The organism is Arthrobacter sp. SO5 (assembly GCF_020532805.1).
Taxonomy (GTDB): domain Bacteria; phylum Actinomycetota; class Actinomycetes; order Actinomycetales; family Micrococcaceae; genus Arthrobacter.
Map to the genome: position 1 here is coordinate 21174 of NZ_MQTQ01000072.1, position 12970 is coordinate 34143.

The window sequence follows — 12970 nt, forward strand, 5'->3', positions numbered from 1 at the left end:
GTGCCAGCTGCCCGAAGATCGACTCGGCGATGTTGTTGTTCCCCCGCCAGTCCGTGGCCCGCTCGGCGTAGGTGAACTGGTCCATGTAGTGGCCGCCGGTGCTTCTGGCCAGTTCGCCGGCGGCCTGATAGACCTCGGAGGCATGGTCCACCAGGAGGACGGAGCCGCCGAACTGTTCGATCAGGGCGATCTTTTCCGGGCTGGTGGTCCGGGTCATGACGGCGATGAACGGGAGGCCCAGCAGCTGGGCGAAATATGCTTCCGAAACCGCGGTGCTGCCGCTGGAGGCCTCCACGATGGTGGTGCCCTCGGCAATCCAGCCGTTAACCAGTCCGAAGAGGAACAGCGACCGCGCCAGCCGGTGCTTGAGGCTCCCGGTGCGGTGCGTTGATTCGTCCTTGAGGTACAGCTGGACGCCCCAGTGCTCCGGCAGCGGCACCGAATAGAGGTGGGTGTCGGCGGACCGGTTGTTTTCCGCGTTGATTCTGCGGATGGCCTCCTCGGCCCAGGCCCGGTCCTGCGTGCGCTCTCTCATCACCGGACCAGCCTACCCGCGGGGCTGCATGCCCACCGTTAGAGTGGGCGGATGGACACCCTTATTGCTGCTGCGGAACTCAAGGCCCGGCTGGACTCCGGCGCGCGGACGGTCCTGCTGGACGTCCGCTGGGCGCTGGGTGACCCGCACGGCCGGGAGCACTACCTCGGGGCGCACCTCCCCGGTGCGGTGTACGTGGACCTCGCCACCGAGCTTGCCGGTCCCGCCGACCCGAGCCGCGGACGCCATCCTTTGCCTCCAGGAGAGCAGTTCCAGCAGTCCGCCCGCGGCTGGGGTATCGGCAGCGGCGACGTCGTGGTGGCTTACGACGACACCGGCAACCTCGCCGCCGCCCGGCTCTGGTGGATGCTGCGCAACGCAGGTTTCGCCGACGTCTTCCTGCTCGACGGCGGCCTGGCCGCCTGGCGCGCAGCGGGATTTCCGCTCGACGCCGGGCTGGTACAGCCGGCGCCCGGGGACGTCAGTCTTTCCGGGGACGCCATGCCCGTGATCGACGCCGGGCAGGCGGAGTTTTGGGGCCAGCAGGGACTGTTGCTCGATGCCCGTGCGGGGGAGCGCTACCGCGGTGAATTCGAGCCCGTGGACCCGCGGGCCGGGCACATCCCGGGAGCCGTGAGTGCCCCCACTGCGGATAACGTCGGCGCCGACGGCAGGTTCCTGCCGGCCGATGAGCTGCGGGAGCGCTTCACCCGCTTGGGCGTGCGACCCGACGTGCCCACCGCCGTGTACTGCGGTTCCGGCGTGACCGCGGCCCATGAGATCGCGGCCCTGGAGATCGCCGGTTTCCCCGCCGCACTGTATCCAGGCTCGTTTTCGGAATGGTCCAATGATCCCTCCAACGAGGTTGTCACCGGCAGCGGAAAGTAGTTGCGGCCAGGCGTACTCAGTTAGGCCGCAGGGCTACCGATCCGCCGTCCGGCCCAGTCCGTTGCCGGGACCGCCGTTCGCCCTCTGTTCCCGGCGGCGGGGGAGCCGTGGAGTGGTAGCTGTGACCGGTGGGCGTCGTAAGTTGGAGCGTGTGTCTTGGCCCCGGTCGAGGGTGGGCGCTCCAGCCGGGGGCTTCTTTGGTGTGGTTGCAGGCTTCGCAGAGCCCGGCGCCGTTGGCCTGGTTCGTCGTTCCGCCGCTGCGCCAGGGGATGCTGTGGTCCAGATGCCGGATCGGGGCATCGCAATAGGGCGTCCGGCAGGTATCGTCGCGGGACAGAAGGAACCGGCGCAGACCGGGCGGGAAGAGCCGGGCCTTGGAATCCATCGCAACGAGCTCTCCGGTGCTGGGGGCGGTGTAGAGCCGGCGGAGCATTACGTTCATGGGCTGGTCCCGGTCCTCTGCCCCTGGTACGTCAGAGCTGTCCGTGCCCGTGTCCGCGCCCCGGATCAGGGTCCGGGCCCAGCCGGCGGGGACGATGCCGTAGCCGGGGAGCCGGGCGGGTTCGGCGTTGCCCTGGAACAGGGTGCGGTCGGTCATGACGAGCTGGATCTCGATGCCGCTGATCCCGCCGGCGGTGCCCGTGATGCGTTCGACCAGCGCATCGGCCATCAGCTGCCCGCGGGAGCGGGGGTCCCCGGCGGAGCGGACGGCATCGGCGTTCCGGGTCAGGGCGGCATGGACGGCGACGCCCTCGGCGACCGGGAGGAGCGCCGTCAGGTAGCACATGGTGTCCGGGGCCGGGCGGAGACAGACGTGCCGTTCGGACGCGGCGTGACTCGCGCGCTGCGTGACGGACCGGGGATCGCGCCGGTAGGCGGCGGTGCGGGCCGCGGCAATGATGGCCCGGTCCCCGGCCCCGTCGAAGGTTCCGGCATCGGCGGCGAGCTCCTCGTCGACGGCGCAGCGGTCCGCCGCGGGCAGGCAGGCAGTCTCCCGCACCAAGAGCGTGGCGCTCCATTCGTTCAGCTCCCCGGTCTCCAGCGCTGCGAGGGTGTGGGGCATTTCGGTGACGAGGGCTCTGGCGAGTCCCAGGAGCCGGCCGCCGCGGGCGGGGGATTCGCGCCGGGCCAGGGCGATCTGCGCGCCGACGCCGGCACCGAGCTCCGCGGCGGGGACCCCGCTGCGGGCCTGGGCCCGGCGCTGCGCCAGATCAAAGGCCACCGTGATCCTCGCCTGCAGGGCGGCCTCGGCGCACTTGAGGTCCTCCAGGCCGCGGAGCTGGTCGATCAGCCCGGCGCCGCCGTCGTCGTCATCGCAAGGGCGGACCGCGGCCAGCAGACGGGCAACATCCGCAACCGTCGCGCCGCTTTCCGCCTTCTGAGCCACGTCGGGCCCCTGCTTGCCGTCCATGGAAAAAGGCTATAGCGCACCTACGACATTAATACGGGAAAAGGTCTTGAGCCGGCATGACTCAGCAAGTTCCATCGAAGCTGGTGATGTGCCAGGCGGACATGACTTCCTAGGAGCCTGAAGTGAACCGCCCGAACCGCGCAGCGCGCCGGATGAGAGGCAAGTCCGACCCTCTGGACGCCTACCAAGCCGCCCAATCCTTACTCGACGGCCGAACCACATCTTTGACACACGTCAATTGCGGCCCGCTCCAGGAAATCCTCGACAGCTACGCGCCGATGCTCCCAACCACGCCCTCTATCAGGTCGCCCCCTTCACGACCAGCCCCTCCTCAATTCCGGGAGCAACAGCAAGTCGGTGCGCTATTGAAACCGCTGCGCCAGGTTCCGGCGTGTCTGCGAGAGCTGAGACAGTCCACGGCTCCTGGAACGTGCACAAAGTTTGAGACACCCCGTCGACGCGGTACTGCGGCCGTGTCATGGCCGGTTATTCGAACATGGGTGAGAGGAACCGTCGCTCGTACCGTCGGATGCAGTCTGTTTGAGTTGCGAATCGAACTGCCTCGATGCACTCGGGATCCACTGCTGCCGCTGATCGGTACTTCTCATAATCCGAGAGTGAAGGGAAGGTGAACAGGGCGAAGGCCTCGTCGCTGTCACCTTCGCTAGGAAGGAAGTAACCGTGATGCACTCCGCCCAGCCCGTTGACGAGGCGGATCCACCGCCGCCCATATTCTTCAAAGTCAGCGAGCTTGTTTGAATTGATCTCATATCGAAGGTGCACAGTGATCACAGATGCGTCCTCTTTCGTTAGACGTGCGGCGTGCTTGGGGCCAAAGGAGATTCAGAAGCGAAGTTCCATGAAGACGCTGTTTGGGTCCCGGGTGTAGTCCGCAAACGGCGGGCGCTCGGTGAATCCGTTGCGGACGTAGAGGCGACGTGCCGGAGCGAAATACTCATCGGTCCCTGTTTCAAGGCAGATCCGCTCGTAGTCGCGGCGCCGGGCTTCGTCCACGATGTGCCTGAGCATGAGGGTTGCTACGCCCCTGCCGCGTGCACTGGCCGTGGTGCGCATGGACTTGATCTCGCCAAACTGATGTGGGGTTCCCCGTGCAGGGTCATCCGGGGAATCGAGGAGTTTAAGGGCGCCGCATCCCAGGAGTTCGCCTTTTTCACGGGCTGTCCAGAACGTGATGGACGGTTCGGACAGTGCTGAGTGGGCTAACGCGTGCACGCTTTCGGCCGGAGATGTAGCAAACATGTCCGCTAGGTGTTCGCTGAGGAGTTGGTGGACGTCCCTGCGCGTGGGGTCGTCACGCTCAATCTGAATCATGCTCACAAATCTAATGGACCGGCCAGAGAAGATAGTTGCCGGAAGACCAAGAGACCATGCCGTGATCGACAGGCAACCGTCCACGACTGCTTGCCCGGCGCTTCAGAAGCAAAGCCGGATTTGACACCTCTAGGAGCATCATTTTTGCGGGAAGCGGTTTCCTAGCATCGCAGGGCGCACGCCTCTGATTGGCCACGCTCCGCCCCCGGGGGTAGCGTCGGACCATGACTCCAGGACGCCCCGTACCGCCACCCCTTGCCAGGCCGTTGCCCGACCTCACGGATCCGATCGATGCCGGGTCCGCCGGCCCCACGCTCGCCGCCGCCTACGGTGCCACCGCCAGCGACAGCGGCCTCGTACCGCTGACCGTCGCCCGCCGTGCGCCGAAGGCGGACGACGTCGAGATTGCCATCGAGTTCTGCGGCCTCTGCCACTCGGATGTCCACGCCACCCGCGGCGAATGGGGCGGCGACACCTACCCCCTGGTCCCTGGCCACGAGATCGTCGGCCGGGTGGCCCGGGTGGGCTCCGCCGTCGACGACTTCACCCCCGGTGAACTCGTGGGGGTGGGCTGCATGGTCGATTCCTGCCGCGAGTGCGACAGTTGCCTCGACGGCCTCGAGCAGTACTGCGAAAACGGCATGGTGGGAACGTACGGAGCCAAGGATGCCCGCAACGACGGCGCCATCACCCAGGGCGGGTACGCCACCTCGATCGTGGTGGACCGCAGCTACGTCCTGCGGGTCCCGGAGGGCCTGGACCCTGCCGCCGCGGCGCCCCTGCTGTGCGCCGGGATCACCACCTTCTCCCCGCTGCGCCACTTCGACGTCGAGGAGGGCGACGTCGTCGGCGTCGTCGGGCTCGGCGGCCTCGGCCATATGGCCGTCAAGATCGCCAAGGCCATGGGTGCAAAGGTCAAGGTCTTCACGACGTCGGAGCAGAAGTTCGCTGCAGCCCGCGAACTGGGTGCCGACGACGTCGTCCTCTCCATGGACCCGGCGGCGATGGAGGCCGCGGACCGCAGCATCGACGTCATCATCGACACCGTCGCCGCGCCCCACGACCTCAACCCCTACTTCCGTACCCTGCGCCTGGACGGCGCACTCTTCCAGCTGGGCCTGCCCTCCGAGGCGATGCCGCCAGTGAACCCCGGTGCACTGATCCGGCGCCGGATCGCGTATGCGGGGTCGCTGATCGGCGGCATCGCGGAGACCCAGGAGATGCTGGACTTCTGCGCCGGGCACGGTGTGGTGTCCGACGTCGAGGTGGTCAGCGCGGACCGGCTGAACGAAGCATATGACCGCATGGTTGCCGGCGACGTGAAGTACCGTTTTGTCCTGGACGTCAGCACCCTGGGGTCCCCGACGGATAAGGCGGACGCATGAGCACTCTCTTCACCAAAATCATCAACGGCGAGATCCCGGGCCGCTTCGTCTGGCGCGAGGATGACGTCGTCGCGTTCCTGACGGCGGGCCCGCTCGCCGACGGCCACACGCTCGTGGTGCCAACCGAGGAAGTGGACCGCTGGACGGACGCTTCCCCGGAACTCCTCGCCCGGGTCATGGAGGTTGCGCGCAGGATCGGCGCAGTCCAGGTGGACGTATTCGGCGCGGCCCGGGCCGGGCTGATCGTGGCCGGCTACGAGATCAATCATCTGCACGTCCACGTGTGGCCCTCCGACTCGATGGCCGACTTCGACTTCGGCGCGGTGGACCAGCACCCCGACCCCGCCCGGCTGGACGCCAACGCCGAGAAACTCCGCGAAGGCCTCCGCACGGCGGGCTACGCGGAGCAGGTACCCGACGCCTAGGATCCGGCCCGCTAGGCCGGCGCCAGCGCCTTGTTCAGCACGGCCCGGATCCGCTTTTCGGAGACCGAATAGGCAGTCCCGAGTTCGACGGCGAAGAGGCTCACCCGCAGCTCTTCGATCATCCAGCGGACCTGGGTTAACTCCGAGCCTGCCCTCCGGCCGGGCAGCAGCGCCGACGCGGCGTCGTCGTAGTCGTCCTCCAGGGCCTGGACCGCCGTCATGTGGAGGGCGTCGCGCTGGACGTTGCCGGGAAGCTTTTCGAGGCGCTTCTCGATGGCGGCGAGGTAGCGCGGCAGCTGGCTGAGCTGGGCGTAACCCGTGCGTGCTACAAAACCGGGGTAGACCAGCTGCTCCAGCTGGCTCCTGACGTCGTTGAGGGCGCTGATCAGGGCCAGGCTGGTGGTGCCCTTGAGCTGCTTCTCGATCCGCCGGGTGCTCGCGAGGATACGTTCGACGACGGCAGTGACGGTGAAGACCGTGTCGATCAGCTCGGCCCGGACCTTCTCATAGAGCGCGTTGAAAGAGGTTTCGTCCCACGGGAGCTCGGCGGGGGTGAGTTTGTCGATCGCGGCGAGGGAACAGTCCGCGATGAGGGCTGTCACCGAGCCGTGCGGGTTCTGGCTGAACGTTAGCTTTTCGGTGTTGTTCAGGTGCTCCAGGACGTAGCGGTCCGGCGGCGGAACTCTCAGCGCGAGGAGGCGGATGACGCCGCCGCGCATGGCCGGTTCCTGTTCGGTGCCGGTCTGGAACAACCGCAGGGCCACGGAGCTCCCCTCATCCACGAGCGCAGGGTAGCCGGTGACGGTGTGGCCCTTGACCATGCCCTGAACCTGGCGCTGCACTGTTCCGAAGGACCAGGCGGTGAGGCCTGATTTCTCCACGAAGCCCGTCGAGGCGGCCGAGAGCGTCCCGGCCGCCGGGCCGGCGCCGTTTCCGGAGGCCTGAGCAGCCGCCCGGGCCCCGGTCTTCGGTGCGGTGGTCGCCGGGGTGGCGCCCAGTGACTCGGCGATGGCGCGGCGGGTGGCCGGTGCCAGCCGTTCCTGCAGCGCCGGGAGGTCCTTGCCCTCGTCCAGCACCTTGCCCCGGGAATCCACCACGCGGAAACTGACGCGCAGATGTGAAGGCACGGCATCCCAGTTCCAGGATTTCGGCGGGACGACCTGCCCGCGGATCCGGCGCAGGACCAGCTCCAGCGAGGCTTCGAGCTCGTCGGCGGCCGGATCGAAGTCGGTTTCCAGGGCGGCCACGGCCTGGCGGGCCACATCGGGCGCCGGAACAAAGTTCTTGCGGATCTGCTTGGGGAGCGACTTGATCAGGGCCGTCACCAATTCCACCCGCTGGCCCGGAATGAGCCAGCGGAAGGCGGCGTCGTCGAGCTGGTTCAGGAACAGAACGGGCACCTCGGCCGTGACGCCGTCGGACGGGTTGGGCGGCGAGCCGGGCGCGACAGGGTGGAATTCGTAGCTCAGCGGCAGCTCGAAGCCCTTGTGCAGCAGGGACTTCGGGTAGGCGGAGTCATCGAGGGCATCGGCGTCTTCACTGATCAGCAGAGCCTGGTCGAAATCGAGCAGCGCGGGGTCCTGCTGCCGCGCGTCCTTCCACCACTTGTCGAAGTGCCGCTCGGACACGACGTTTTTGCCGATCCGGGCGTCATAGAACTCGAAGAGCGTCTCGTCGTCCACGAGGATGTCCCGGCGCCGCATCCGCGCCTCAAGCTCTTCGACCTCGTGGAGCAGCGCCCGGTTGCGGTGGAAGAACTTGTGGTGGGTCTGCCAGTCGCCCTCGACCAGGGCGTGGCGGATGAACAGCTCCCGGCAGAGCTCTGGGTCCACTGTGCCGTAGTTGATTCGGCGGCTCGGAATGATCGGTACGCCGTAGAGTGTGACCTTTTCATGGGCCATCACCGAGCCCATCTTCTTGGACCAGTGCGGCTCGCTGTAGCTGCGCTTGAGAAGGTCCGGGGCCACCTGCTCAACCCAGAGCGGATCGAATTTCGCGGCCACCCGGGCCCACAGCCGGCTCGTCTCCACCAGTTCGGCAGCCATCACGAAGGTGGGGGACTTTTTGAACAGCGCCGAGCCGGGGAAGACCGCGAAGCGGCTGCCGCGGGCGCCGGCGTACTCCCGCTTGCGCTCGTCGAGGATGCCGATGTGGCTCAGCAGGCCCGCGAGCAGGCTGATGTGGATGCTCTCGTGGTTGCCCACGGGATCGGCCAGGCGCTGGTTGTCCAGGCTGATGCCCAGCGGCCGGGCGAGCTGGCGCAGCTGGGCGAAGAGGTCCTGCCATTCGCGCACGCGCAGGTAGTTGATGAACTCGGCGCGGCAGAGCCGGCGGAACGCCGTGGAGGAGAGTTCCTGCTGCTTTTCCTGGAGGTAGTTCCAGAGGTTCAGGAACCCGGTGAAATCCGAGTTCTCGTCCCGGAACCGCGCGTGTTTCTCCGCGGCGAGCTGCTGCTTGCCTGAGCCGTCCCCTTGGGGACGCTCGCGCGGGTCCTGGATGGTCAGCGCGGCCGCCAGGATCATGACTTCGCGGACGCAGCCGCGCTTGCCGGATTCGACGATCATCCGGCCAAGCCGCGGGTCCACAGGCAGCTGGGCAAGCTGCTGCCCGACGGCGGTCAGGCCGCCGGAGGCCGGCGGCCGGAGTGCGCCGAGTTCGCGCAAGAGGGTGACGCCGTCGTTGATGGCCCGCGAATCCGGCGGTTCCACGAACGGGAAGTTCTCCACGTCCTTGGGCCCCCGGGCCACGCCCATGGCGGTCATCTGCAGGATCACGGCGGCGAGGTTGGTGCGCAGGATCTCCGGGTCGGTGAACGGCGGCCGGGACTCGAAGTCCTCCGCCGAGTACAGCCGGATGGCGATGCCGTCCGAGACGCGGCCGCAGCGGCCGGAGCGCTGGTTCGCCGAGGCCTGGGATACCCGCTCGATCGGCAGGCGCTGGACCTTGGTGCGGTGCGAATAGCGCGAGATGCGCGCGGTCCCGGTGTCGATGACGTACTTGATACCGGGGACCGTGAGCGAGGTTTCGGCGACGTTCGTGGCCAGCACAATCCGTCGCTTGCTGCCGGGGTGGAAGACCTTGTGCTGTTCCTGCAGGCTCAGCCGGGCGAAGAGGGGGAGGATCTCGGTGCCGGCCAGCTTCCGGTTGGACTGGATCCTTCCGTGGAGGGCCTCGGCGGCGTCACGGATTTCGCGTTCGCCGGAGAAGAAAATGAGGATGTCGCCGGGAGCCTCCAGGGCGAGTTCGTCGACGGCGTCGCAGACGGCGTCCAGCGGGTCCCGGTCCTCCTCGAGTTCGTCGTCGGAGGCGGGGACTTCCTCGGCGCCGGCCGCCGAGCCGCCGGGCGGCTGGGAGAGGGGCCGGTACCGGATCTCGACCGGATAGGTGCGGCCGGATACCTCGATGACCGGCGCAGGTTCTTCCTCGGTGCCGAAGTGCCGGGCGAACCGCTGCGGATCGATGGTGGCGGAGGTGATGATGATCTTCAGGTCCGGGCGCTGGGGCAGGATCCGCTTGAGGTAGCCGAGGATGAAGTCGATGTTGAGGCTGCGCTCGTGGGCCTCGTCGATGATGATGGCGTTGTACTTGCGCAGCAGTTTGTCGCGCTGGATCTCGGCCAGCAGGATGCCGTCCGTCATGAGCTTGATCTTGGTGGTGCGGCCCACCTGGCCGGTGAAGCGGACCTGGAAGCCGACCTCCTGGCCGATCTCGACGCCGAGTTCCTCGGCAATGCGTTCAGCCACGGTGCGAGCGGCAAGCCGGCGCGGCTGGGTGTGGCCGATCAGGCCGTTCTCGCCGAGCCCAAGTTCCAGGCACATCTTGGGAATCTGGGTGGTTTTACCGGAGCCGGTTTCGCCGGCGATGATGGTCACCTGGTTGGCCGCAATGGCGGCCATCAGGTCCTCGCGGCGCTCGGAGACCGGCAGCTCGGCGGGGTAGGAGATATGCAGTGTCATGGCTGCACACAGTCTACTGGGGAAGTTGTCCGGGACGCCTCCTGTGCCTGCGGCGCCCGGGCAGGGCCTTAGAAGACCCGCAGCATGTAGCTGGTGCTGGGGAGATCCCGGGCCGTCCAGTATTCCTCGGAGCGGACGGGAGGGTTGTGGCCGAGGCCGTCTTTCCGTAGAGCCCGGACGGTGGCTGCGACGCCGGCGATGATCAGGACGATGAAGGCAATTCCGATGAGTTCCATACCTTCATGGTTCTCCGCTCGGGCGATCGAAAGAAGTGGCAGAAATGCCCAAAAACGTATACTTTCTGCCACTGTCTCTGTCAGAATAGAAACATGATCAAATCAGTGGCGATGATCGTGGTCCCCGGCTTCTCAGTCTTTGAGGTTGCGACGGTCATCGAGGTGTTCGGCGTCGACCGGTCGGTTCGAGGCAGCGGCGTTCCCGCCTTCGACTTCCGCGTCTGTACAACGGAGCCCGGTGACGTGCCGATGAAATCCGGCCTTTCCATGCGCGTGGGGCTCGGGCTGGACGCCGCCGCGGACGCCGACCTCGTCATCATGACGCCGTTCAGCCGGGATGAGGACGTCTCCGAATCCGTCCTGGACACGCTGCGGGCCGCCCACGCCCGCGGCGCCTGGGTGATGTCGATCTGTTCCGGGGCCTTCGCGCTGGCCCGGGCGGGACTCCTCGACGGGCGCCGCTGCACCACGCACTGGCACTACTCCCGGGAACTCGCCAGCCGGTATCCCGCGGCTCTCGTGGACGAAAACGTCCTCTACGTCGAGGACGGCCGGATCATCACGAGCGCGGGCACCGCCGCCGGCATCGACGCCTGCCTGCACCTGATCCGGGTGGAATTCGGGGCGAACGTCGCGGCCGGCATTGCCCGGGACATGGTGGTCCCGCCGCATCGCGACGGCGGCCAGGCCCAGTTCATCGACCGGCCCATCCCGGCCTGCGGCTCCGAACCGATGGAGGAACTGCTGCAGTGGATGGTGCGGCACCTGGACGAGGAACACCCGGTCAACGAACTCGCCGCCCGAGTCCATATGTCACCCCGGACCTTCGCGCGGCGCTTCCGTTCCGAGACGGGTGCGACCCCGGCAGCCTGGCTCAACTCCCAGCGCGTGCTGCGTGCCCAGCAACTGCTGGAGACCACGGACCTCAACATCGACGAAATCGCCCGCGAGTCCGGCTTTGGCCACTCGGTGCTGCTGCGGCACCACTTCGCCAAGGTGCTGGACACCAGCCCGCAGTCTTACCGCCGCACGTTCCGCGGGCACCTGGCCGCGGCAGTCTAGGCAGGAAGCTCAGTCCAGTGGCTCGGCGGGCAGCGACTCTGCCGCGGCCCTGGCCGTGTCCACGAGTTCGCGCCACGGCCCCGTGACGGCCTGTTCGGGCAGGACCGCCCGTCGCTGCCCGGCGCGGATGTTGTACAGGAAGCGGTCGGGCTGGCTGCCGGCCGCCGCCCGGGCGGTCCTGGGAGCGTCGTCCCAAGGGCAGGCCTCGACGAGCGGCTGCCAGAGTTCCTCATCATCCGGCGGTGTGGCCAGCACGGACCAGGTCCGCTTCATGCCGGCAACACCGCCGCTGCGCTGGACGGTTATCTTCATCGGACTCGGATCTTGATCGGGCTCGGATCTGCGGGAGCCTGGCTTAGCGTCGGGCTCCCGGGAACTTTACCTTCACAGTTTCCCACGCGGAGCGCACGGCGTCATGCTCTGCGGATTCGGCGCCAAAGAGCTCGCTGGCGGACGCGGCAGTGGCCTTGGCGAACGCCCCGAACGTCGCGTTGGGGGCCAGCGAGCCGCCGGTCAGCGTCTCGTACCAGATCCGGCCCGGCGCGTCCCACGCGTTGCCGCCCAGAGCCGTCGCCACCAGGCAGAACGCCCGGTTGGGGATCCCGGAGTTGAGATGCACCCCGCCGTTGTCGGCGCTGGTGTGCACGTAGCCGTCCATCGAATCCGGCTGCGGGTCCTTGCCGAGCACGTCGTCGTCGTACGCCGTACCCGGGGCCTTCATGGAACGCAAAGCGGTCCCCTGGACCTTGTCGGTGAAGAGTCCTTCTCCGATCAGCCAGCTGGCCTGGGCCGTCGACTGCCGCCGGACATGCTGCTCGACGAGGGCACCGAAGACGTCGGACGTCGACTCGTTGAGCGCGCCGGCCTGGTTCCGGTAGACCAGCCCTGCCGAGTACTGGGTGACGCCGTGGGTCAGCTCGTGGCCGATCACGCTGAGCGACTTAGTGAAGCGCTGGAAGACCTGGCCGTCTCCGTCGCCGAAGACCATCTGCCGGCCGTCCCAGAACGCGTTGTCGTACATGCGGCCGTAATGCACCGTGGCCTCAAGGTGGAGGCCGTTGCCGTCGATCGAATTCCGGCCGAAGGCCTCGGCGTAGAGGCGGTGGGTGTGTCCCAGCCCGTCGTAGGCCTCGTCGGCGGCCGGGTCGCCGGTGGCCGGTTCCCCCTCCTTGCGGACCACGCTGCCGGGGAGCTGCTCGGCGGACTTGGCGTCATAGACCGTCCGTTCCGGCGGGGACGGCTTGAGCTCCCGCATGCCCGGATGGCTGCCGGGACCGGGAACCGCGCGGGATGCCAGGAAGCCCGGAACGTGCAGCAGGGCTTCCTTCGCCGCGCGCGCGGTCGCCGAGAACTCCGGGTCGCGCTGGGCTGCCAGGCGGCGGAGCAGGTACGGAGGGATGATGGAGCAGTACATGTGAGACCCCTTTGTGCTTCGGCGGGATCCCGTGGTGGTGCGGCGGCCGGCACCCGGTCCAGCCACCCGGCCGGAACCCCGCTGCCGATGCAGACAGCCTACGAGCGGGTGCCGACAATTGGCAGGGTGCCGCGCCCGTTTCTGGACGATGCCACGTACCGGGAGTGGACCAGTGTGTTCAACAGCGAGTCCGGGGGGTCAACGACGGTGGACGTGGAGCTCGACAGCGAAGAAGAGTTTGTCGCCATGTTTGACGACGCCTGGCCGCTGGCGAAGCTCAAGGCCATGGTGGAATACCGGAGCTGAGCCGGCCGAAGCCGCCTGCC

Annotated in this window: 13 protein-coding genes; 5 read left to right on the forward strand and 8 right to left on the reverse strand. The window is 67.6% G+C overall.

Going from position 1 to position 12970, the window contains the following annotated elements:
• On the reverse strand, positions 1 to 535 hold a 535-nt coding region (locus BJG92_RS13280), incomplete at its 3' end, for a pyridoxal-phosphate dependent enzyme (protein ID WP_232084476.1).
• Between the two features lie 51 nt (positions 536 to 586).
• Here BJG92_RS13280 and BJG92_RS13285 point away from each other — a divergent pair.
• Complete coding sequence (locus tag BJG92_RS13285; RefSeq protein ID WP_232084477.1) at positions 587 to 1423, forward strand: sulfurtransferase; 837 nt, start codon at positions 587 to 589, stop codon at positions 1421 to 1423.
• A gap of 16 nt (positions 1424 to 1439) precedes the next feature.
• On the opposite strand, the gene BJG92_RS13290 is transcribed toward BJG92_RS13285, so the two are convergent.
• From BJG92_RS13290 to BJG92_RS13300, 3 genes are all read right to left on the reverse strand, one after another.
• Positions 1440 to 2834: a DUF222 domain-containing protein gene (locus BJG92_RS13290; protein ID WP_232084478.1), complete on the reverse strand. Its 1395-nt coding sequence runs from the start codon at positions 2832 to 2834 to the stop codon at positions 1440 to 1442.
• A gap of 486 nt (positions 2835 to 3320) precedes the next feature.
• Complete coding sequence (locus BJG92_RS13295; protein WP_308011658.1) at positions 3321 to 3626, reverse strand: NIPSNAP family protein; 306 nt, start codon at positions 3624 to 3626, stop codon at positions 3321 to 3323.
• Positions 3627 to 3677: 51 nt separating this feature from the next.
• Positions 3678 to 4166, reverse strand: coding sequence for a GNAT family N-acetyltransferase (locus tag BJG92_RS13300; protein WP_232084479.1), 489 nt, complete (start codon positions 4164 to 4166; stop codon positions 3678 to 3680).
• 224 nt (positions 4167 to 4390) lie between these two features.
• On the opposite strand from BJG92_RS13300, the gene BJG92_RS13305 reads away from it, so the two are divergent.
• Together BJG92_RS13305 and BJG92_RS13310 are read left to right on the forward strand one after the other, a co-directional pair.
• A complete protein-coding gene (locus BJG92_RS13305; RefSeq protein WP_232084480.1) occupies positions 4391 to 5551 on the forward strand; it encodes an NAD(P)-dependent alcohol dehydrogenase in 1161 nt (386 codons plus the stop codon).
• Positions 5548 to 5976: an HIT family protein gene (locus tag BJG92_RS13310; protein WP_232084481.1), complete on the forward strand. Its 429-nt coding sequence runs from the start codon at positions 5548 to 5550 to the stop codon at positions 5974 to 5976. The genes BJG92_RS13305 and BJG92_RS13310 overlap by 4 nt, the downstream gene beginning before the upstream one ends.
• Positions 5977 to 5987: 11 nt before the next feature.
• Here the strand turns inward: BJG92_RS13310 and hrpA are convergent, their stop codons facing one another.
• Together hrpA and BJG92_RS13320 are read right to left on the reverse strand one after the other, a co-directional pair.
• Positions 5988 to 9932: an ATP-dependent RNA helicase HrpA gene (gene hrpA / locus BJG92_RS13315; RefSeq protein WP_232084482.1), complete on the reverse strand. Its 3945-nt coding sequence runs from the start codon at positions 9930 to 9932 to the stop codon at positions 5988 to 5990.
• A 68-nt stretch (positions 9933 to 10000) separates the two neighbouring features.
• The gene (locus BJG92_RS13320; RefSeq protein WP_232084483.1) at positions 10001 to 10168 is read right to left on the reverse strand and encodes a hypothetical protein; all 168 of its coding nucleotides are present in this window, start codon (positions 10166 to 10168) and stop codon (positions 10001 to 10003) included.
• 93 nt (positions 10169 to 10261) lie between these two features.
• On the opposite strand from BJG92_RS13320, the gene BJG92_RS13325 reads away from it, so the two are divergent.
• On the forward strand, positions 10262 to 11230 hold the full coding sequence (locus BJG92_RS13325) for a GlxA family transcriptional regulator (protein ID WP_232084484.1): 969 nt from the start codon (positions 10262 to 10264) through the stop codon (positions 11228 to 11230).
• Positions 11231 to 11239: 9 nt separating this feature from the next.
• Here the strand turns inward: BJG92_RS13325 and BJG92_RS13330 are convergent, their stop codons facing one another.
• The gene (locus tag BJG92_RS13330; RefSeq protein WP_232084485.1) at positions 11240 to 11542 is read right to left on the reverse strand and encodes a protealysin inhibitor emfourin; all 303 of its coding nucleotides are present in this window, start codon (positions 11540 to 11542) and stop codon (positions 11240 to 11242) included.
• Positions 11543 to 11585: 43 nt separating this feature from the next.
• Positions 11586 to 12644, reverse strand: coding sequence for a M4 family metallopeptidase (locus BJG92_RS13335; protein WP_232084486.1), 1059 nt, complete (start codon positions 12642 to 12644; stop codon positions 11586 to 11588).
• Here BJG92_RS13335 and BJG92_RS13340 point away from each other — a divergent pair, their 5' ends adjacent.
• A complete protein-coding gene (locus tag BJG92_RS13340; protein ID WP_232084487.1) occupies positions 12645 to 12950 on the forward strand; it encodes a hypothetical protein in 306 nt (101 codons plus the stop codon).
• The last annotated feature ends 20 nt before the right edge of the window (positions 12951 to 12970 follow it).

Excerpts from the sequence above, each read along its gene's own strand:
- BJG92_RS13330 (WP_232084485.1), bottom strand. The coding sequence starts at position 11,542 with ATGAAGATAACCGTCCAGCGCAGCGGCGGTGTTGCCGGCATGAAGCGG.
- BJG92_RS13290 (WP_232084478.1), bottom strand. The coding sequence starts at position 2,834 with ATGGACGGCAAGCAGGGGCCCGACGTGGCTCAGAAGGCGGAAAGCGGC.
- BJG92_RS13320 (WP_232084483.1), bottom strand. The coding sequence starts at position 10,168 with ATGGAACTCATCGGAATTGCCTTCATCGTCCTGATCATCGCCGGCGTC.
- BJG92_RS13335 (WP_232084486.1), bottom strand. The coding sequence starts at position 12,644 with ATGTACTGCTCCATCATCCCTCCGTACCTGCTCCGCCGCCTGGCAGCC.
- BJG92_RS13305 (WP_232084480.1), top strand. The coding sequence starts at position 4,391 with ATGACTCCAGGACGCCCCGTACCGCCACCCCTTGCCAGGCCGTTGCCC.
- BJG92_RS13325 (WP_232084484.1), top strand. The coding sequence starts at position 10,262 with ATGATCAAATCAGTGGCGATGATCGTGGTCCCCGGCTTCTCAGTCTTT.
- BJG92_RS13310 (WP_232084481.1), top strand. The coding sequence starts at position 5,548 with ATGAGCACTCTCTTCACCAAAATCATCAACGGCGAGATCCCGGGCCGC.
- BJG92_RS13300 (WP_232084479.1), bottom strand. The coding sequence starts at position 4,166 with ATGATTCAGATTGAGCGTGACGACCCCACGCGCAGGGACGTCCACCAA.
- BJG92_RS13285 (WP_232084477.1), top strand. The coding sequence starts at position 587 with ATGGACACCCTTATTGCTGCTGCGGAACTCAAGGCCCGGCTGGACTCC.
- hrpA (WP_232084482.1), bottom strand. The coding sequence starts at position 9,932 with ATGACACTGCATATCTCCTACCCCGCCGAGCTGCCGGTCTCCGAGCGC.